This window comes from Bacteroidota bacterium, assembly GCA_039821555.1.
Taxonomy (GTDB): domain Bacteria; phylum Bacteroidota; class Rhodothermia; order Rhodothermales; family Rubricoccaceae; genus JBCBEX01.
The window spans coordinates 32,577-53,376 of the sequence record JBCBNX010000004.1; the positions used below are offsets into that span (position 1 = coordinate 32,577).

Annotated in this window: 17 protein-coding genes and 1 riboswitch; of the genes, 15 read left to right on the plus strand and 2 right to left on the minus strand. The window is 67.8% G+C overall.

Annotation, left to right across the window (positions count from 1 at the left end; genetic code table 11):
* Positions 1-22: 22 nt before the first annotated feature.
* Entirely contained in the window at positions 23-1,045 is a 1,023-nt protein-coding gene (cobT, locus tag AAFU51_06175) for a nicotinate-nucleotide--dimethylbenzimidazole phosphoribosyltransferase (protein MEO1570837.1), read from the minus strand.
* A gap of 64 nt (positions 1,046-1,109) precedes the next feature.
* A riboswitch (cobalamin riboswitch) is annotated at positions 1,110-1,227 on the minus strand.
* A gap of 45 nt (positions 1,228-1,272) precedes the next feature.
* Positions 1,273-1,614, minus strand: a complete 342-nt coding sequence (locus AAFU51_06180; GenBank protein MEO1570838.1) for a LytTR family DNA-binding domain-containing protein — start codon at positions 1,612-1,614, stop codon at positions 1,273-1,275.
* Between the two features lie 151 nt (positions 1,615-1,765).
* Between AAFU51_06180 and AAFU51_06185 the strand changes: the two genes are divergently transcribed.
* The 15 genes from AAFU51_06185 (at position 1,766) to AAFU51_06255 (ending at position 20,664) form a co-directional block, all read left to right on the plus strand.
* On the plus strand, positions 1,766-4,009 hold the full coding sequence (locus AAFU51_06185) for a TonB-dependent receptor (GenBank protein ID MEO1570839.1): 2,244 nt from the start codon (positions 1,766-1,768) through the stop codon (positions 4,007-4,009).
* A gap of 26 nt (positions 4,010-4,035) precedes the next feature.
* Positions 4,036-4,791, plus strand: coding sequence for an HmuY family protein (locus tag AAFU51_06190; protein MEO1570840.1), 756 nt, complete (start codon positions 4,036-4,038; stop codon positions 4,789-4,791).
* Positions 4,792-4,793: 2 nt separating this feature from the next.
* Entirely contained in the window at positions 4,794-5,750 is a 957-nt protein-coding gene (locus tag AAFU51_06195; protein MEO1570841.1) for an ABC transporter substrate-binding protein, read from the plus strand.
* A gap of 179 nt (positions 5,751-5,929) precedes the next feature.
* Positions 5,930-7,000 carry an iron ABC transporter permease gene (locus tag AAFU51_06200; GenBank protein MEO1570842.1) on the plus strand — a complete coding sequence of 357 codons (1,071 nt, stop codon included), beginning with the start codon at positions 5,930-5,932 and terminating at the stop codon, positions 6,998-7,000.
* A 13-nt stretch (positions 7,001-7,013) separates the two neighbouring features.
* On the plus strand, positions 7,014-7,844 hold the full coding sequence (locus AAFU51_06205; GenBank protein ID MEO1570843.1) for a heme ABC transporter ATP-binding protein: 831 nt from the start codon (positions 7,014-7,016) through the stop codon (positions 7,842-7,844).
* Positions 7,837-8,949, plus strand: coding sequence for a ChuX/HutX family heme-like substrate-binding protein (locus AAFU51_06210; GenBank protein MEO1570844.1), 1,113 nt, complete (start codon positions 7,837-7,839; stop codon positions 8,947-8,949). The genes AAFU51_06205 and AAFU51_06210 overlap by 8 nt, the downstream gene beginning before the upstream one ends.
* Before the next feature lie 204 nt (positions 8,950-9,153).
* Complete coding sequence (locus tag AAFU51_06215; protein ID MEO1570845.1) at positions 9,154-10,356, plus strand: imelysin family protein; 1,203 nt, start codon at positions 9,154-9,156, stop codon at positions 10,354-10,356.
* A 108-nt stretch (positions 10,357-10,464) separates the two neighbouring features.
* On the plus strand, positions 10,465-11,871 hold the full coding sequence (locus AAFU51_06220; GenBank protein MEO1570846.1) for a di-heme oxidoredictase family protein: 1,407 nt from the start codon (positions 10,465-10,467) through the stop codon (positions 11,869-11,871).
* A gap of 31 nt (positions 11,872-11,902) precedes the next feature.
* Positions 11,903-13,057, plus strand: coding sequence for an imelysin family protein (locus tag AAFU51_06225; GenBank protein ID MEO1570847.1), 1,155 nt, complete (start codon positions 11,903-11,905; stop codon positions 13,055-13,057).
* Between the two features lie 50 nt (positions 13,058-13,107).
* A complete protein-coding gene (locus AAFU51_06230; protein ID MEO1570848.1) occupies positions 13,108-14,577 on the plus strand; it encodes an HTTM domain-containing protein in 1,470 nt (489 codons plus the stop codon).
* A gap of 84 nt (positions 14,578-14,661) precedes the next feature.
* Positions 14,662-17,238, plus strand: a complete 2,577-nt coding sequence (locus AAFU51_06235; protein MEO1570849.1) for a carboxypeptidase-like regulatory domain-containing protein — start codon at positions 14,662-14,664, stop codon at positions 17,236-17,238.
* A gap of 63 nt (positions 17,239-17,301) precedes the next feature.
* Complete coding sequence (locus AAFU51_06240) at positions 17,302-17,931, plus strand: DUF2480 family protein (GenBank protein ID MEO1570850.1); 630 nt, start codon at positions 17,302-17,304, stop codon at positions 17,929-17,931.
* A 3-nt stretch (positions 17,932-17,934) separates the two neighbouring features.
* Entirely contained in the window at positions 17,935-18,792 is an 858-nt protein-coding gene (locus tag AAFU51_06245; protein MEO1570851.1) for a hypothetical protein, read from the plus strand.
* An 85-nt stretch (positions 18,793-18,877) separates the two neighbouring features.
* Positions 18,878-19,762 carry a hypothetical protein gene (locus AAFU51_06250; GenBank protein ID MEO1570852.1) on the plus strand — a complete coding sequence of 295 codons (885 nt, stop codon included), beginning with the start codon at positions 18,878-18,880 and terminating at the stop codon, positions 19,760-19,762.
* Positions 19,763-19,842: 80 nt separating this feature from the next.
* Complete coding sequence (locus AAFU51_06255) at positions 19,843-20,664, plus strand: ribonucleotide-diphosphate reductase subunit beta (protein ID MEO1570853.1); 822 nt, start codon at positions 19,843-19,845, stop codon at positions 20,662-20,664.
* Positions 20,665-20,800 lie beyond the last annotated feature (136 nt).

The window sequence follows — 20,800 nt, forward strand, 5'->3', positions numbered from 1 at the left end:
CTGGGGGCTCACTCGTAGATGCTTATGCGGTGGTGCCCAAAGCGAGTGCGTCGTCGAGCGTGGCCATCTCGCGGAGTACGGCGCAGGCGGCGCGGACGACCGGCAGAGCGAGCACCGCGCCCGTCCCTTCGCCCAGCCGTAGACCGAGGTCGAGGATGGGCACGAGCCCGAGCGCGTCGAGGGCGCGGCGGTGGGCCGACTCGGCGGAGGCGTGGCCCGCGATGAGGTGGTCTGCTATCCGCGCATCGCGCCGGACTGCGACGGTCGCGGCTGCCGTGGCGATGAAGCCATCCACGACGGCGACCAAGCCGAGGTCGGGGGCCGCGGCAAAGGCGCCCGCCATCGCCGCGATCTCGAAGCCGCCCACATGGGCGAGCACGTCCCGCGGTTCGGCGGCCTCCGGAATGTGCGCCAGCCCGGCGCGGACGGCATCCGCTTTGCGAGCAAGCCCGGCGTCGTCTACGCCCGTTCCGCGCCCGACCGAAGACGCCGGCGTCCACCCGTTGCGTGCCGCCAAGACGGCCGCTGCCGCCGTCGTGTTGCCGATGCCCATCTCGCCGGGCAGGATCGTGCGGACGCCTGCTTCGGCAGCGCGATGCGCCGCGTCGGCCCCGACCTGCCAAGCCGTCTCGCACTCCACCGTCGTCATGGCAGGCCCCCGCGCCAAGTTGCGCGTCCCGCGCGCGACCGGCGCGTGCACGATGCCAGCCACGTCAGACAGGTCAGCGTTTACGCCCACATCGACGATCTCTAGACTGGCCCCGCAGCTTTGTGCGAGCACGGCCACGGCGGCCCCGCCAGCGGCAACCGTCCGCACCATCGCGGCCGTGACGGACGCGGGGTAGGCGCTCACGCCGTCCTCAGCCACGCCATGGTCGGCGGCGAAGAGGAGCACCCGGGCAGGATCGGGGTCGGGCCGGAGCGTGCCTTGCACCAGGGCAACGCGCAGAGCGAGGTCGTCGAGGCGATCGAGCGCCCCGGGAGGCTTGGCCTTGGCGTCGAGGGCGGCGCGCACGTCGGCGGGCGTGAGGCGGGGGTGGGTCATGGAGACGAGGCAGACGCGTCCCTGCCCGCACAGCCAGGCTGGGCCGCGCCCCATACAGCGTGGGGAAAAGGCGGCGATAGCGAGGAGGCATTCGGGCTGTGACCGTTGCGCGACAGCGCCGGAGTTCCACCGGCTTTCCCTCGGCGAGACACACTCGCCGCCCACACCGCGCGGGACTCTGCTACGCCCGCAAGATACCGTACCAAGTCGGCCAGGAGACCGCACACCTATCCTTGCAGGCTACGCATAAACGCATCCCGTCGCCCCCGAGCTAGGCTCAGCGTGGTCCCGTCCTGGAGCCGCACGCTATAGTCGCCCCCCGCAGCCGTCTGGATGGCATCGACTGCATCGAGACGGACGATGGTGGAGCGGTGGATGCGATAGAACATCGCCGGGTCCAAGCGGCGCTCCAAGTCAGCCAGAGAAAGGCGGATTGGGTACGGCGTGGTCTGCGCGTCGGTGTGGACGAGCGCATAGGAGCGGTCTGCTTGGATGAACATGACGGCGTCAAGCGGGACTACCATGACCTCGCTGCGCAGCGTGACCAGGAGGCGTTTCAGGAAGGACATGGCGTCGCCGTGTGAAAGTGGCGGAAAGGAGTGACGCTGAGCAGCACAGACGTGCAGTTGGACGCACGGACGTGGGAACCGAAGATGGGGAAAAGCACTAGGGTGGCGGGGCCATAGTCTAGCCTCTTAATTTAGACTCGTTCCATATAACATGCTCGTGCACCCCTACGCAACGGCGTTCGACTACGTGAAAGCTCTACCTGCGACCCTGCTCACGCACCTCAGCCTGGTGCTAGGCCTCGTGCTGCTCAGCGCGACCGGGGCAATGGCGTGGCCGATCCCGGAACAGCCCTCCTCACCGCCTGCGCGGCCCGACACGACCGCGCGGCCCGACACGACGGTCCGGCCGGACACGACGGTTCGGCTTTCCTCGGTCGTGGTCACGGCGACGCGAACCGCGAAGGAGATCGAGGACGTGGCGGTGCCCATCGCCGTCGTGAGCGCCGAGGAGATCGAGCGCCAGGGCGCCGTGCGCCTCGGCGAGGTGCTCGCGGCGGTGCCCGGCCTCCATCTCTTCGACGACCACGGGACGGGCCTCCAGGTACAAGGCTTCGACCCAGACTACACCCTCATCCTCATCGACGGGCAACCCGTGATCGGGCGCACCGCCGGCACGCTCAGCCTTAACCGTATCACAGTGCAGGGGGTCGAGCGTGTAGAGCTCGTGCGCGGGCCGTCGTCGTCGCTCTATGGCAGCGAAGCGCTCGCAGGTGTGGTCAACATCATCACGTCGGCTCCGCAGGACGGCTGGAGTGGCAGCTACTCCGTGCGCGGCGGTTCCTTCGGATCGACCGATCTCACAGCCGAGGCGCAGGTAGGTCTGGCGCGCGGCGGCCTGCGCCTGCTCGTCAACCGCTATGCCTCGAGAGGCTATGACCTCACGCCGAACTCGTTTGGACAGACGGTTCCCGCTTTCAGCGACTGGACGGCGGACGTGCGCGCCCACGCCGAAGTGACCGACCGCCTCCGGCTCAGCCTCGGCGTCCGTGCGGCTCTCCAGGACCAAGACGGCGGCTTTGCCAGCTTCGACGACCAGGGCAACGAAGTGCGCTTTGACAACGAGGCACGTCGCGTCGATTGGAGCATCCACCCCGAAGCGCAAATCCGCCTCAACGATCGCCTCCGTCTGCGGGCAACGCTCTATGGCGCGCGCTACGCCACAGAAACCCAGGCCTTCCGTCAGCGCGACGGTAGCCTCTACTACGAAGACGATTTCGATCAACGACTCACCCGCGCCGAAGTGCAGACCGACGCTATCTGGGGTCAGCGTCATCTCACGGTCCTCGGCGCGGGTATGACTGACGAGCGGCTCGAGAGCGCCCGCTACACCTTCAACGGCGACCAGCCAAGTGCACAGCACGTCTACGCGTTTGCGCAGCATGAATGGGCCCCGTCGCGTCTACTCGAGGCGAACGCCAGTGTGCGCTTCGACGCGCACTCCGACTATGCGGCGCAGCTCTCGCCCAAAGTGGCCGTCCTCGTGCGCCCTGCCGAGACCCTCCGGCTGCGTGCCAGTATTGGCAGCGGCTTCAAGGCTCCGGATTTTCGGCAACTCTACCTCAACTTCACCAACCCCATCGCGGGTTACTCGGTCCTAGGATCGACGCTACTCGCGGAGGGGATCGAGCAGTTCCTGGCGTCGGGTCAAATCGAGGACGAGAACCGGGTCTTCACCGACGGAACAACGCTGAGTCCGCTTCAAAGCGAGAGCTCGGTTGCCTACAACATCGGAGCGACCTTCGCACCGTGGACGTGGCTCTCCACGTCCCTGAACGCGTTCTACAACGATGTCGAGAACCTCATCGACACACGCAACGTGGCCCGCAAGACGAACGGGCAACCCGTCATCAGTTACTTCAACGTGGCACAGGTGTATACGCGCGGGGTTGAGATCGAGACGACGTTCCGCCCTCTCGCAGCCCTCGGCATTGAGGACCGCCATCACGTTCAGGTGCTGCTCAGCTACCAGTTTCTCCAGGCCCGCGACCGCGAGGTCGTCGACGCTATCGAGGCAGGCACCGTCTTCGGACGCGACTTTGAAGGCCGCGGCGTCCGGCTCGCGCTGGGCGACTACGGGGGCCTGTTTGGGCGCTCTCCTCACTCCGCAACCCTGCAGGCCGCCTACGATTACATCCCGCTGGGTCTTGCGGTCTCCACGCGCGCGCGATACCGCGACCGCTACGGCTACGCAGACTTCGACGGCAACGGCCTGCTCAACCGCTCTGACGAGTACATCGACGGGTATACCATTTTCGACGCCACCGTGACCAAGACTGTGCCCGGGTCCGCACGTGCCCAGATCGGCATCGACAACGTCTTCGATGTGACGCGCGGCACGCTCGTCCCATCGCAACCAGGGCGGCGGCTCTACGTCGCGCTCCGCTTCTCACTGTGATATCCCCACCTACCTCTCTGCCGACCATGCGTCCCCGCTTTCGCTTCTTGGCCCTCTTCGCCGCTGTCTTCGCCTTCGGCGTCGTGGGCTGTGACTCCTCGGACCCCGAGCCCGATCCGGACCCGATGCCTGACCCGATGCCCGATCCGGATCCCGACCCCGATCCAGATCCGGATCCCGACCCCGACCCGGTCCCGCTCGTGGTTCAAACTGCCTCGGACATCGAGGCCGATCCATCCATGGGTGGCGGTGGCGGGCCGCCAACCTCGACAGGCCGCTACACGCTCTATGACCTCGATGCCGGCGAGATCGTCCTCTCGTCCTCGGTGACCGACCAGGCGATGCGTGCCGCCGACTCGACCTCGACGGCCTGGGACATCGGCTTCAACTCCACCACGATCATCATCAATGGGGGCATTAGCGGCCCAGGCCAAGGCACGGCGCAGGTCGTCGAGAACCTGTTCGAAGACATCCTAGAAGCTCCAGCGGATGGCTATGTAGCCGACGGTGGGAATACCGAATGCGACGATCTGCTGGCGGTCTGCCCCGGCTCCGACAACGGGTGGTACAACTACAACTTCATGATCAACCTGATCTCGCCGCTGCCCGGCCGCACGATCCTCATGACGACCGGCGAGGGCAACTATGCGAAGGTCCAGATCCTGAGCTACTACCAGGGCAACCCCAACCCGCCCGACCCGAATGCTCCGAGTCGCTACTACACGTTCGAGTACATCGTGCAGCCGGACGGCTCGCGCGGCTTCGAGACGACAGAGGGCTAGCGATGCGTGCTACCATGCTCTGGGCGAGCACGCTCGCCGTCCTCGTCTTGCTCGTCGGGTGCGGTACTGCACCCGACGGGACCTCTTCTGCTGAAACGGATAGGATCCCAGTTTCGGCAACAACGGTGACCGGGACCGATGGCGTCGTGGTGGAAGCCCCCGACGCGTCACGGATCGTGACGCTCGGCGGCCCGGTCACCGAGACTGTCTACGCGCTAGGCCTCGGCGACAACGTCGTGGGCGCAGACATCTCCAGCGTCTTCCCCGCAGACGTGGAGGAGAAGCCGCGCCTCGGCTACTTTCGGCAGTCGTCGGCCGAGGGCATCCTCTCGCTGGAGCCTACGCTCGTGATCGCGCTCGACGGGCTTGGCCCCCCCGCGGTGACTGACCAGGTCCGCGCAGCGGGCGTGCCGGTCTTGCTCGTGGAGGAAGCCGAGACACTCGAAGAGGCCCAAGTGCGCGTGCGCACCCTCGGGCAGGCGCTCGGACGCCCCATGCGGGCGGAGGCAGTCCTCGACACCATGCGCGCGGGCCTCCTGCGTGCCGAAGCTGCCCACCCGGCGATCCCGCCAAAGGCGCTCTTTATCTACGCGCGCGGTGCAGGCCTCGTGAGCGTCTCCGGTACTGGTACCGCCGCCGAGCGGGTGATGGAGCTGGCCGGTGCCGAGAATGCCGTCACGGCATTCGAGGGCTTCCAGGCGCTCACGGCCGAGTCGGCCGTCGAGGCGGCTCCCGACGTGCTGGTGATCCCGGCGCGCGGCCTCGAAAGCCTCGGCGGCGTGGATGGCTTGTTGGCACAACCTGGCCTCGGTCAGACACCAGCCGGGCAAAACCGCCACGTCGTCGCGGTAGACGACGCACTGCTGCTGGGCCTCGGCCCGCGCGTCGGCGAGGGCGTGCTTGAACTCGCGCAGGCGCTCTCCGGCGTCTCCGAGATGGTATCCGCGACCGACGTATGACCGGAGCGTCCCTGGCCGTCCTACTCGACCGCCCCGCACCCTCTGGTGACGGGGCGGACTCGTCGGTGGCGGGGACGCTAGAACCGGGACAAAGAACGTCAGAGCGAGAGCGAACGCGCAAGAGCAAGGCGGTGCCAGCTGTGGGAGAGTCCGCAGGTGGGGTCGCCTCCCCGAACGCGATGCCTCGCTCCCGCTCGCATGCAGGCCGCGCCCTGGCCGTGCTCACCGTTGCCCTCGGTGTGTCCATGGTGCTGGCGCTGGGTATTGGCGCGGTAGCGATCTCGCCGGGTGCCGTCCTTGCCATCCTTGCCGCGCAGGTAGGCCTGGACCAAGTCGGCACGGCGATGTCGTGGGACTACACTGGGCAGCAGGCGCTCGTGCTGACTGGGATCCGGCTGCCGCGGGTGCTCCTCGGCGTGCTGGTAGGATCGGCGCTGGCGGTGAGTGGTGCCCTTATGCAGGGCCTCTTCCGCAACCCGCTTGCCGACCCTGGCCTCATCGGTGTGTCGAGCGGGGCTGCGCTCGGAGCGTCCACCATGATCGTGCTCGGCGGGTCGGTGCTGAGCAGCGTAGCAGCTGTTCTCGGCCTCTTCGGGGTGGCGTTTGGCGCGTTTGCAGGCGGTCTCGTCGTGACGGTGCTAGTCTACCGTATCGCCACGCGGGGGCGACGTACCGACGTAGCCACGATGCTGCTTGCGGGGATCGCCCTCAACGCGCTCTGCGGCGCGGGCACCGGCGCACTCGTCCTCTTCAGCGACGAAGGGCAGCTTCGCAGCCTCACGTTCTGGACGCTCGGTAGCCTCGGCGGGGCGACGTGGCCGACGGTGCTGGCGGTGGTGCCTTTTGTGGGTGTCTTGCTGGCAGCAGCGCCTCGACTTGCGCGGGCCCTCAATGCGCTGCTCCTCGGCGAGTCCGAGGCGCGGCACCTCGGCGTGCGCGTCGATCTCGTGAAGCGCCTCGTCATCGGGCTAGCGGCGTTGGCCGTGGGCGCGGTGACGGCGGTGAGCGGGCTCATCGGCTTTGTGGGGCTCGTGGTGCCGCACCTGGTCCGACTTATGATCGGCCCCGACCATCGAACGCTGTTGCCCGCCTCCGCGCTTCTCGGTGCGACGCTGCTCGTGGCTGCCGATACGATCGCCCGCGTGGCCATTGAGCCGGCCGAGGTACCGATTGGTATTCTCACGGCGCTCGGCGGCGCTCCGTTCTTCCTCGCGTTGCTGCTCCACCGGCGTCGCGACTACGCGCTGTAGAACACCTCGCCCCATGCTCACCCTCGACACCGTACGCTACTCTGTGGGGACGAACGCGCTGGTCGTGGACGTCTCGCTCGCGGTGAATCCAGGCGAGGTGGTCGCGGTAGTCGGCGCAAATGGGGCGGGCAAAACGACGCTTCTGCGTATGGCGAGCGGCGACTTGACGCCGAGCACAGGCACCGTTCGGCTTGACGCCCGTGAACTCCGGTCCTATGCCCCCGACGCTCTCGCCCAGCGGCGGGCCGTGCTCCCGCAGCACGCCGCGCTCACCTTTGGCTTCACCGCGCGCGAGGTCGTGCTCCTGGGCCGCACGCCACACGCGGCTGGGCAAGCAATGGACGACGCGGTCGCTGCCCAGGCGCTGCACCTTGGGGGTGTGACGCACCTCACCGAGCGCGCCTACCCGACACTCTCGGGTGGGGAGCAGCAGCGCGTCCACTTCGCGCGCACGTTGGCGCAACTCTGGGAAGCTCCGCCGGCCGGGTCGCGCTACCTGCTCCTAGACGAGCCAACGGCGAGCCTGGATCCTGCTCACCAGCATGCCGTGCTTGGTGTCTCCAAGCGCTGCGCTGAGGCAGGCGTGGGCGTCCTCGCCGTGCTGCACGACCTCAACCTGGCCGCCTACTACGCCGACCGCATCGCCGTCCTGAAGCAGGGCCGCCTCGTGGCGCTGGGTCCACCTTCGGCGGTGCTCACGACCGAAACGATCCGCGACGCCTTCGGCCTCGACGCGCTCGTCGAGACGCACCCCACCGTGGGCTGCCCGCTCGTAATCGCGGATCCGACGGCGCGTTTCAGCACGCCTTCCTTTCACTCGCTACCCACCTCGACTCATGCCTGACGTCTCCCTTGCTCCGACGGCCGGTGCCGTCACGGTGCCCGGCCACGCCGACCTCGCAGCCCGCTGGGCGGCCCTGCGCGCGGACACCCCCAGTATTCGCATCCGCAACGCGGCTGCCGACCTCGGCGTCAGCGAGGCCGACCTCCTCGCCACCAATCTCGGCCAGGACGACCTGGCTGCCGTGCACACCATCCGCCTCGATGGGGGGTGGGGCGCGCTGCTCCAGGAGATCGAGTCAATGGGGACGGTGATGGCGCTCACCCGCAACGACGCCTGCGTGCACGAGAAGCATGGCGTCTACCGCAACGTCAAGATGATCGAGGCCCACGCCATCGGCCTCGTGCTGGACGAGGACATCGACTTGCGGCTCTTCCTCGGACGCTGGCGCTACGGGTTCGCCGTGGCGACGCCGTTCGATGGGGCGAAGGACGGCCTCCGCCGCAGCCTCCAGTTCTTCGACGCGCACGGCATGGCCGTCCATAAGGTCTTCCTCACGCGTAAGAGCAACGTCGAGGCCTACGAGCAGATCGTCAGGAAGTACCGCCACCGCGACCAGCACGACCCCATCGAGTTCGAGGCGCCGTTCGTTCCCGAAGCCGAGACGCCGGACGCTGAGATCGACCGCGCGGCTTTCCTCCAAGGCTGGGCCGAACTCAAGGACACGCATGACTTCTTCCCGCTGCTCAAAGACCACGGCGTGAGCCGCACGCAGGCGCTGCGCTTCGCCGAGGGCACCTTCGCCGAGCGCGTCACGCTCGACAGCGCCCGTCGCACGCTTGACTTCGCCGGCGAGACGAAGACGCCGATCATGGTGTTCGTCGCCAACCGAGGCTGTATCCAGATCCACACGGGGCCTGTGAAGAAGCTCAAGGAGTATGGCGCGTGGTACAACGTGCTCGACCCCGGCTTCAACCTGCATCTGCGCGAAGACGCCATCACTGAGGCCTGGGTCGTCCGCAAGCCTACTGCGGACGGTGTGGTGACGGCGCTCGAACTGTTCGATGCAGAGGGCGAGGTGATCACACAGATGTTCGGCAAGCGCAAGCCAGGGTTACCGGAATTGGAAGACTGGCGCGGGATCCTCGCTGCACTACCCCGTACCTAGAGGCTGGTCGAGTTAGGTAAGGCGTGGCCCTAGGTCGTTCATAGACCTGCATTATTTATGTGTTCGTCTCGGCTGTGGGCCGATGCCTTGTCTCCTTTTTTTGGGGAGGTTTCCACTCTTCACGGAATCACCCAAACGTCCGTTGATCGCTTCTTTAGATTTGGTCTAAACTCGAATCCCACCTTGTTCACCACTCTCATTCTGATGCGTACGCTCTACCTCGCGGCTGTGGTCCTCGTGGCCATGCCGCTCCTCCTCGTCGCTTGTGACTCCAGTGACGATCCAGATCCTGTCGTTGACCCCATCGACACAGCGGCGGTCTTCGCCACCTATGCTGACATCGTCTTCGCCTCCTACGAGGACTCCTACGACGCCGCCATTGCGCTCGACCAGGCCATCGACGCGTTCATCGCCAACCCGACCCAGGCCAACTTCGATGCGGCCAAGCAGGCATGGCTCGACTCCAACGAGCCCTACGGCCAGACCGAAGCCTACCGCTTCTCCAACGGTCCCATCGACGACGAGGACGGCCCCGAAGGCCTGCTCAACGCCTGGCCGCTCGACGAAGGCTACATCGATTACGTGGCCGATCCGAGCAACCCAGGTCAGTTCATCCGCATGGGTATCGTCAACGACGCGACGACCTACCCGACCATCGACGCCCAACTGCTCGTAGACCTCAACGAGGCGGGTGGCGAGAAGAACATCTCCACCGGCTACCACGCTGTTGAGTTTCTCCTCTTCGGCCAGGACTTTAACGATGCCACCACGGGCGATACGGGTGGCCGGCGTCCGGTGACAGACTACACGACCGACGCTGACGCCGAGCGCCGCAAGCAGTACCTCCGCCTTGTGTCGGATCAGCTCCTCGCTAACCTCCGGGAGATGCTCGACACATGGGACCCGAACGGCTCGAACAACTACCGCGCGACCTTCCTAGCGCTCGACACGAACGAGGCGCTTGCGAACGTCTTCACCGGCATCGGTACGCTCGCCAAGTCGGAGCTCGCTGTGGAGCGCATGTTCGTCGCCGTCGACAACCAGGACCAGGAAGACGAGCACTCGTGCTTCTCGGACAATACCGACCGCGACATCGTGACAAACCAGCAGGGTGTCGCGAACGTCTACCGCGGGACCTACACGCGCACGGATGGCTCGGTGGTGAGCGGCCCGTCGCTTGCCGACCTCGTGGCCGAAGCGGATCCCACTGTGGCTGCGACCGTTGACGCGAGCGTGGCCGCTGCACTTGCTGCCGTTGATCTGATCCCGGATCCGTTTGACCAGGCGCTTATCAACAACCAGCAGGTCATCCTCGACGCCGTCCAGGCGCTGCAGACGCAGGGCGACAACCTCGTCGCCGCCGCCGCGGCCCTCGGCGTCTCGATCAACAACGAACTGCCCGACTAATCCTACACTCGTTTCATGCGTGCCCCTACTCGGCACAGCACGTCTGCCCGCCCTCGTCGCCGTGAAGGTGGCGAGGGTGTGGCACTTTATCTCGGTATGAAAACGCTCTTGCTTCGTCTCTTTGCCTGCACGTTGATCCCGGTGCTGAGCTGGGGGTTCATCGCGTGCGACGGAGCGGGGGAGGACCTCAACGCTCTCGTCGCCGAGCCTGGGGAGGAGCTGTCCGGGGGAGCGAGGGGGACCATCTTCAACTCAGGGGCAAACGCCTTCGGCCTACCGTCGCCGGGCCTCGACAACCAGGAAGAGCTGTTTTTCGGCGTCGGCAACTCGTTCTTCAACCAGAGCTGGGTGTCGGCCCCGGCGTCCACGACAGCGCGTGACGGGCTGGGGCCGTTTTTCAACGCACGCACGTGTTCCAGCTGTCACTTCAAAGACGGTCGCGGTCGGCCGCCTGCGTTCCCGGGCGAGCGCCCGACGGGCTGGCTAGTCCGCACGAGCGTCGGCAGCCTCGACGCGCAGGGCAACCCCGTAGGCGACGAGCGCTACGGCACGCAGATCCAGGACGCCGCAAACAATGGTTTCCCCGCTGAGGCTGCGCTTGCGGTGACCTACGAGGAGGTACCCGGCCAGTTTGCCGACGGAACGCCGTACTCGCTGCGTCGCCCGACGATCACGGTCAGCGACGAGGCCTACGGGCCGCTCGGCACCCTCCCGCTCTCGGGGCGCACAGCCAACCACCTTTCGGGGATGGGCCTCCTCGAAGCCATCCCCGAGGCGACCATCCTCGCCCTGGCCGACCCCGACGACATGGATGGCGACGGCATTTCGGGGCGCGCCAATATGGTTTGGAACGTCCGCGAGCAGCGCCGCACGCTGGGTCGCTTCGGCTGGAAGGCCGAGCAGCCCACGGTCGAGCAGCAGGTGGCGAGCGCGTTCCACGGCGACATGGGGCTGACATCGGCGCTCTTCCCCGAGGAAAACTGCGCGCCCGCCTCGCCGGGCTGCACCGACGCGCCCACGGGCGGCTCGCCGGAAGTGGAGGAGAAGGGCCTGAGCCGCGTCACCCTCTACTCGGGCAGCCTCGCCGTCCCGGCCCGCCGCGACTGGCAGGAGCCCGCCGTGCTCCGCGGCAAGGCACTCTTCGCACAACTCGGCTGCGCCAACTGCCACGTGCCCAAGTTCGAGACGGGCCCAAGCACCATCGCAGCCTCGCACGAACACCAGGTGATCCGGCCCTACACCGACCTGCTCCTCCACGACATGGGCGACGGCCTCGCCGACGGCCTGGAGACGTTCGATGCCTCGGGCCGCGAGTGGCGCACGCCGCCGCTCTGGGGCCTGGGCCTGATCCAGACGGTCAACGGCCATATGGAACTGCTGCATGACGGGCGCGCGCGCGGCGTCGTCGAGGCCATCCTCTGGCACGGCGGCGAGGCGGAGGCCTCCCGCGAGCAGTTCCGCCAGCTTTCCCAGGCAGAGCGCGACGACCTCGTCCGCTTCCTGCACTCGCTCTGAGTACCCACCACCGCTCTACGTTTTCCTTCCCATGCGCTGGACGTTTCCCCTCGTTCTCCTGCTCAGCTTCGGTCTCACCGTAGGCCTCGTCGCCTGTGACGGTGACACCCAGGCCGCCGTCGACGACCGCGCGGCTGTCCGCACGGCGATGCTCGCCGACCTCGCTAACAACGTCATCGGGCCAGCCCACACCCAGTTCGCCGCTGAAGCTGCGGCGCTGCAAACGGCCGTCGACGCCTTCGTCGCCGGCCCCAACGCCACCACGCTCGCCGCCGCGCAGAGCGCGTGGGTCGAGGCGGCCACGCAGTGGGAGCGGCTCTCGGCGCTGAACCTGCCGAGCATCCAGTTCGGCCTCTACCACAACCGCATCAGCATCTGGCCCACCGACGTCTTCGAGGTTGAGCAGTTGCTCACCACCGACGATGCGATCGACGTCGCCTTCGTGAACCGCCAGGGCTCGAACAAGCGTGGGCTGCCGGTGCTGGAATACCTCCTCTTCGCCGACGGCATGGAGGCGCAGGGCCGCGCCAGCGACGACGCCATCCTCGCGGCCATGCAGAGTGCGAACCGGCAGGCCTACGCCTCGGCCGTCGCCGCCGACGTGGTCGCCAAGGCCAACGACCTCGCCGAGGTCTGGAGCCGCGACGGCGGCGACGAACTCGGGATGTTCGAGGCCGCCGACTCCGAGGGGCGCAACCTCCAAAGCTCCGTCTCGCGCATCGTCAACGAGATGGCGATGGTGACGGAAGACCTGCGCTACGTGCTGCTCGGCCGCCCGTTCGGCATCGCGCGCAACCCCGAGGAGCCGGGCGGCGCGCCGGACGCGATGCGCGTGCAGACGCCCTACGCCCAGGTCTCGAAGCAACTCTTCGAGGCCAACCTCGACGGGCTCCGCGCGCTCGTCACCGCCAACGGCAGCACCGGCCTCGACGACTACCTCGACACGCTCGACGCGACCTTCGGCGGCCAGCCTTTGGGTACCGCTCTCCTCGCCGAGATCGACGCTGCGGAGATCGCTGTGGACCAACTTGGCTCCACGCTGTTCGACGCCATCGGCACCAACCCAACGGGTGGTCAGGCGGCCCACGACGCCGCGGGCGACCTCCTCCGCATTGTCAAGGTGGACCTCGCCAACCAACTCGGCGTCAGCATCACCTTCAGCGACAACGACGGCGATTCAGGGTGATGAGAAGGCAGAAGGATGAACGCAGAAGGTAGAAACGGTGCTCGGCTGGCATGAGCATGCCTGGATCCGGGACTGAACTCCAGACCGCCCTGCGCCCGACCGGCGACGGGGCGGTTTCGGCTGTGGCCTCCGTTCGCAGCCCTCTCACTGCCAACGCCCTGCGCGAGCGGCTGATTAAACCGTCGGACCCGCTCGTCCTCGGCCTCTTCCGCATCGCCTTTGGCGTCGTGATGGCGCTGAGCGCGCTGCGGTTCCTCTGGCTCGACTGGGGCGCGGCGCTCTACGTGGAGCCGGTGACGCGCTTCGCCTACCCAGGATTCGGTTGGGTGCCGAGGCCGTCGGCGGCCGTGCTGGACGCGGTGCTGTGGACGCAGGTGGCGGCGGCGCTCGGCTTCGCGGTCGGGCGCGGCGCGAAGGCATGGCTCGCGCTCTTCGTGGTGAGCTTCACCTACGTCGAACTGCTCGACGCGACGACCTACCTGAACCACTACTACTTCGTCTCGGCGTTGGGGCTGCTGATGCTGCTCCTCCCGATGAACGCGGCGCTCGTGCCGGGACGTGCGAGTTGGCGCGTGCCTGCGTGGACGCTCGGCGCGCTGCGGGTGCACGTTGGGCTGGTCTACTTCTTCGCGGGCGTGGCGAAGCTGCACCCCGACTGGCTGATCGACGCGCAGCCGTTGCGGATCTGGCTGGCGGCGCGCGGCGGGATGCCCGTCATTGGTCCGGTCTTGGATCTGGCCTGGATGCCCTGGGCGATGTCGTGGGCAGGGGCGGTGTTCGACCTCTCCGTGGCGTTTTTCCTCTGGAACCGCCGCGCGCGGCCGTGGGCGTATGCCGTCGCGTTCGCCTTCCACGCGGCGACGTACGTGCTCTTCAACATCGGCGTCTTCCCGTTCGTGATGATGGTCGCCGCGCTCGTGTTCTTCGAGGCGGACCAGTGGCGGTGGCTGTTTGCTCGGCTTCGCTCCCCCCGCTTAACACACCTGAACGGTGGTCAAGCTGTCCCCCTCACGAATGAGGGGGACAGTTCGAAGAGCGTAGCGCCGACAGGCGCGGAGGCGATGAGAACGGGGGGAGCGTTTGCCCTCGTCGCGGTCCTCCTGACGCTCCAACTCGTCGTTCCGCTGCGGCATTGGCTTTATCCCGGCGACCGCTTTTGGACCGAGGAGGGCTACCGTTTTGCCTGGCACGTGATGGTTGCGTCGAAGACCGGGCACGCCACCTTCCTCGTCCGCGACCCCGCGACCGACCGCCGCTGGACGATCCTCCCAAGTGACGACCTGACCGCATTCCAGGAGAAGGAGATGGCCGTCCAGCCCGACTTCATCTGGCAATACGCCCAGCACGTCGAGCGCCGCTTCCAGGCCGTCGGCTACGACGACGTCGAGGTGCGCGCCGAGGTCTACGTGAACCTCAACGGCCGCGATAGTCGCCTTCTCATCGACCCCGACGTGGACCTCACCGCAGTCGGGCGGCACGTCGTCACGCCCACGCCGTGGATCTATCGCGGAGACCCGTGAGCGTCGGATCCACCGGCGCTGGCGTCGGGTCGTAGCGCCGCTCGTCTTGTGGCGCTACTCGTCTTATTGCCATTCCCCACCACCATGCTTCGCCTCTTCGTTCTCCTCGCCGCGCTGTGTAGCCTCGGCGTCACCTCCGAGATGGTTCGCGCTCAGTCCGTCGAGGGCGTCGTGACTGACGCAGCGACAGGGTCGCCGCTGCCGGGTGCCACGGTTGTGCTGGACAAGACGAGCCAGGGGACCGCGGCAGACCGCGACGGGCGTTACAAGCTGGAAGTCCGCGTGGGCACCGTGACGCTCGTGTTCTCGGCGACGGGCTACGCCGCAACGGAACGCTCTGTCGAGGTTTCCGAAGGAGCGACGGTACGGCTCGACGTGGCGTTGGAGGCGTCGGTGGAAGCGCTGGGCGAGGTGACCGTCGAGGCAGCCGGCAGCCTGGCGGGGGGCGTGCGCGGCGTGCTGGACGTGCCGGGGTCGGTCACGGTGCTAGGCCCCGAGGCGCTGCGGCGCTATGGCGACACCGACGTGCATCGTCTCCTCGCCGACGTGCCGGGCGTGACCGTGCAGGAAGAAGACGGCTATGGCTTGCGGCCCAACATCGGCATCCGGGGCACCGTCGCGGACCGCTCGCGCGGGGTGACGCTCATGGAGGACGGCGTGCTGATCGCCCCCGCGCCCTACGCCTCGCCCGCGGCCTACTATTTCCCCGCGACAGGCCGCCTCGACGGCATCGAGGTGCGCAAGGGCTCGGCGCAGGTCGCCTATGGGCCGTACACGACCGGCGGGGCCATCAACCTCGTCTCGGCATCGATTCCGGCGACGCGGGCGCTGCGTCTCGACGTGCGTGGCGGCACCGATGCGGCGCGGACGCTCCACGCGCGCGCGGGGGCGGGGGACCTTCAACTTGGGCCGTTCCGGCTCGGCGTGCTCGGCGAGGTCTTCGCCGACGGCGTGGACGGCTTCAAGCGCATCGAGGACTTCTCGGGGGCGTCGCCCGTGGGCGTGTCTGACGAGACGGGCTACGACCTGTGGAGTCTCCACGGCAAGGCACGGCTGAGCATCGCGCCCGCGCCCGACGTGTTCCACGCGCTCGAACTCAAAGGGACCTACGACAACCAACTCTCCAACACGACCTACCTCGGCCTCACGCCCGACGACTTCGACGCAGCTCCGTTCGCCCGCTACGCGTCGACGGGCCGGGATCAGTTCGACAGCGATTACGCGCTTGGCTACCTCCGCTACGTCGGCCTCTTCGGCGAGCGCTTTGACGTCAAGGCCACGCTCTACACGACCCGCTTCTCGCGCGTCTGGACGCGCCTCGACCGCGTCTCCGACGGGCAAGGCGACGACCTCGACACCGACCAGGACAACGTCAACGACACGGACGAGTTGATTCCCGTCAATGCGATTCTCGCCGACCCGGTCTCTTTCGCCGACGAACTCGCCATCGCCCGCGGCACGGCGACGGGCGCCCTGTCGAACGGCCTCCTCGTCGTCAACGACAACGCGCGCGACTTCTGGACCGTCGGCCTCGACATCGTCCTCGGCGTGCGTCCGGGTCGCGTCGCCGGCTTCGACATAGACGCGACGCTTGGGCTGCGGCTCCACCGGGACAACGGGGACCGGCTGCAGACGGCCAACGGCTTCAGCTACGAGGGGGCGGAGAATGCCTCGCTCGTCCTCACGGCGCCGGGCGTGCCGGGCGACGCAGGCAACCGGATCGATCGGGCACGAGCACTAGCGGCCTTCGCGGAGGTCGCGCTCGAACGCGGGCCGCTCACGCTCACGCCCGGGCTGCGGCTCGAACTCGTCGGGTTGGAGCGCGAAGACTTCGGCGCCGCCGACCCCGACCGGCAGGGCACACCCGCGACGCGGTCCAACACCGTAACTGCTCTGATCCCGGGCCTCGGCGTGCAGGTTGAGGCGCTCCGGGGTGTCACCGTCTTCGGTGGTCTCCACCGTGGCTTCGCGCCGCCGTCGAGCGCGCCGGGCGTCGAGGCGGAGGAGAGCATCGTCACCGAACTCGGGACGCGCATCCAGCGCGGTGCGGCGTTCTCGGCGCAGGTAGTTGGCTTCGGGACGTGGTACGACAACCTCCTCGGCAGCGACACGGCCTCCTCGGGCGGGAGCGGCACGGGCGACCTCTTCAACGGCGGTGCGGCCCGCGTGGTCGGCGCCGAGGCGTCGGTCGACCTCGACCCGCTGGCCTTCGACCGATCTGGAACGCTGCGGCTGCCGCTGCGGCTCGCTTACACCTTCACCGACGCGCGCTTCCAGTCCGACTTCCGCAGCAGCTTCCTGCCGTGGGGCGTCGTGCGCGAGGGCGACCGCCTGCCCTATGTGGTCCCGCACGTGCTCACCTTCGGCGCGGGCATCGCCACGGAGGCAGTCCGCCTCGACGTACGTGCCAACTGGCATGCCGAGACGCGCGACCGGGCCGGGCAGGGGACGATCCCCGAAGAAGAGCGGGTGGACGCGCGGCTCGTGATCGACCTCACCGGGGAGGCGGCGCTGCCCTTCACCCCCGGTGGTGCGCGCCTGTCGGCCTATGCGACGGTCCGCAACCTCACCGACGCGCTCTACGTCGCCTCACGGCGTCCAGCGGGCTTGCGCCCAGGCCTGCCGCGCACGTTTCTCCTCGGCCTCCGCGCCGCGCTGTAGCCGGAACGGCGTGTTTCTGGCCTCGTTCTGAGGACTAAAGCCCTCCGATCTACGACTTTCGACATGGACCTCGTCAACCGCGTCGCGCAGAGCGACATCGCCGTCTACGACCTCGCCGCACTGTGGGACGGCGCGCCCGTGGTGTCGTTCGACCTCGCGCCGTACCTCGTGCGCGGGCTTGTTCTCCGCGAGCGCGACTTCCGCCAGGCGATGAAGGACTACGGCTGGCCGCAGCACGACGGCCAGCACGTCGCGGTGTCCTGCTCCACCGACGCCATCATTCCGACGTGGGCCTACATGCTCGTCGCCTCCAAGCTCGACGGTATCGCGCGTTCCGTCGCCTTCGGCAGTGAGCAGGACCTCGTCCGCGATCACTTCGTCCGTGCGCTCGAAGCGGAGGACTGGAGCGCCTACGCGGGCAAGCCGGTCGTCATCAAGGGCTGTGGGGGCACCATCGTCCCGACGCACGCCTACCTCGTGGCGACGCAGAAACTGCAAGGGGTGGCCAAGAAGCTGATGTACGGCGAGCCATGCTCGTCCGTCCCGATCTGGCGCGAGAAGAAAGCGACGCCGGCTACGAACGCCGCCACGCGGTCGGTCGGCGTGACCAAGCCTGGTGGGGTAGCCAAGCCCGCCGGGCTGTCCGGCGTGAGGCCGGTCGCCCTCGCTCCTCCCGCGAAGACCGAGGGCTGAGCGATGCCCGACCGCGAGCGCTACTCCGAGGCCGAGGTGCAGGCCATCCTCAAGCGTGCCGCTGAGCGCCAGCACCGCGCCGACTTGAGCGCCGAGGAGCGGGCGTCGGGGTTGTCGAAGAACGAACTGGAGCACGTAGCCGCTGCGGCTGGCATCGACCCCGAGCACGTGCGGGCGGCCGCGCTGGAGGTCGAGCGTGGAGCTGAGCCCACCGCCGCCCCGACGCTGCTCGAACGCGCCGCAGGCGCGCCGACGCGCATCCACCTCGAACGGACCACCCCCGGCCACCTCGACGACGCGCTCTGGCAGAAGCTCGTCGTGGAACTGCGGCAGACCTTCGACACGCCCGGCATTCCCGACCAACTCGGGGCGATTCGGGAGTGGCGCTCCAATCCCAACGTTCAGGACCAGGCGACCTTCCAGGCGGAGGAGGTCGACGGAGTGGTGCACCTGACACTGCGCCGCTCGTGGGTGGCAAAAGCGAGTGGACCGGCCGCAAGTGCGGCGTTCTTCACGGGGTTTAGCCTGTTCCTGCTCCTGATCGGCGTGCTCGGCGACAAAGCCGACAAGATCATGCCGCTCGTCGGGGCCCTCATGGCCGTGAGTGTGCTAGCGGCAGTCGCGACACGAGTGTTCTACCCACGCTGGACGCGCGCGCAGACCGAGCGCTTCACGGGGCTCATGGAACGACTCGACGGCATCGTGGAGGATCACGGCAAGGACCTCACCGCTTTACCGTCGGAGGACGGTCGTTCCTTCGGCCAGGCGAACGCGCCGGTGCTGTCGCTGGGCGAGGTCGAGGATAGGCTCGAACGCTCCACGGAAGTATCGAGGCAGAGCCGCTCCCAAACGGGCACCTGATGCGTGCTGCGGGTACGTTGCCTACGCTACACGCCACTCGCGTACGCACCATCGCCGCTCTTGCCCACACAAGGTTCCGACCCCTATGCCCCATCGCGAACGCTTCACCGAACGGGACGCCCGCGCTATCCTCAAGCGTGCCGCCGAGCGCCAGCACCGCGCCGACCTCAGCGCCGAAGCGCGAGCGAACGGGCTTTCCCTCACCGACCTCGAACGTGCAGCGGCAGCGGCGGGCATCGACCCCGAGCACGTGGCCGGGGCCATCCGGGATGCGGAGCGCGTCGAGCCGGAGACGGAGCCCGGCTTCACCGACCGCATGATCGGCAAGCCGACGAGCTTGCGCAGGCAACGCGTCATCCCAGGCCACCTGGACGAGGCGCTGTGGCAGAAGTTGGTGCTGGAGCTGCGCCGTACGTTCGACACCGCGGGCACGCCAAGCACGCTAGGGGCGTTGCACGAGTGGCGCTCGGACTCCCACCATAGCAAGAATTTCGGCGAGTTTCAGGCCGAGGAAGTCGACGGCGAGGTGCACCTCACCCTGCGACGCTCATGGACGACACCGGCTAGCGGGACGGCGGCGTGGCTCGTCCTCGGAGGCGTCATGGCGCCCTTCTTCTTGCTGCTCGGCACGCAAAACATGCCGATGAGCGGGGCCATCATTGGCGCGACGGTTTCCGTGCTCGCGAGTGTGCTCGCGTTCGCCCTCACACGAGGCTGGTACCGCAACTTCATCGACAAGGAAGCCAATCGGTCTGACCAACTCATGGAGCGGCTGGACGGCATCGTGACGAAGCACACGCAGGCCCACGATTTGGAGGCGGCCCGCGCCGCGCTGCAGGGGCAGGACGAGGCCCACGCTACGTCCGAGGAGCATCCCACGTCCGCGGCTCGTCTTGACCTCGACGAGGTCGATGAGGAGCCTGGCTCGTCCGTATCGGCCGGTGCCTCGCGTAGCCGGCAGCGTACCTGACTCGTCCGCCGCGTGCTTGCGCTGAGACGAGTCGCATGCTACCATCCGACAGCGTTTCTATTCTCCCAACCCTGCCTGCGATGCAAGCCCCCGACTTTGTCCTCGACCGCGCCCGCGACAAGCACTGGACGCGCTACCAGAAGGCCAAAAAGCTCGCCTGGGACCCGCAGCACTTCGACCTCGCGCAGGACCAGGCCGACTGGGCGCGGCTCGACGAGACGGAGCGGCACGGGGTACTCGGCGCGGTGGCCTTATTCCTAGGCGGGGAGGAGGCCGTCGCGGCCGACCTCGCGCCGCTGCTCGTGCGGCTGCGCCGACGCCCGGAGTACGAGACCGCGTGCTACTTCCTCGCCAGCCAGATCTGGGAGGAGGCCAAGCACGCCGAGTTCTTCAGCCGGTGGCTCACCGAGGTGGCGGGCAACCCTGACCTGGCACCTTACACCAGCAACAATGCCACGCGGCTCTTCGACGAGGTGCTGCCCGCCAATCTCGACGCCGTCCTCACCGACGAGAGCGACGAGGCGCTCGTTCGCGCCATCACGACCTACCACGTCGTCATCGAGGGCATGCTCGCCGAGTCGGGCTACCACGGCTTCTACCGCAGCTTCGAGGCGAACGAGATCCTGCCGGGCCTCGTGAAGGGCATCCGGCACATCCAGCGCGACGAGGCGCGGCACATCGCCTTCGGCCTCGACCTGCTCCGTGCCGCGTTCCAGCGGAGCCCCAACACCCGCGCCGTGTTCGAGGAGACCATCGAGGAACACTTCGACACTGCGCTCGGCATCGTCGCCGACTACTTCGCGCCGTTCGGCGAGGCCAACCCGTTCGGCCTCACGGCGATGGAGCAGTTGGAGTTCGCGGCGAGCCAGCTCACGAAGCGGCAGGCGGCGCTGTCGTCGTGACGCGGCCAGCGGGGCACTTTCCGGTCCCGGCGGGTATGGCGGTTGCGGACGGTAGCCTCCGCCCGTAGGTTGACCTGTCTTCACACCGAACCCGATTCGACGCCTCTGCACCGTTCGCTACGAGCACGTACTTTCG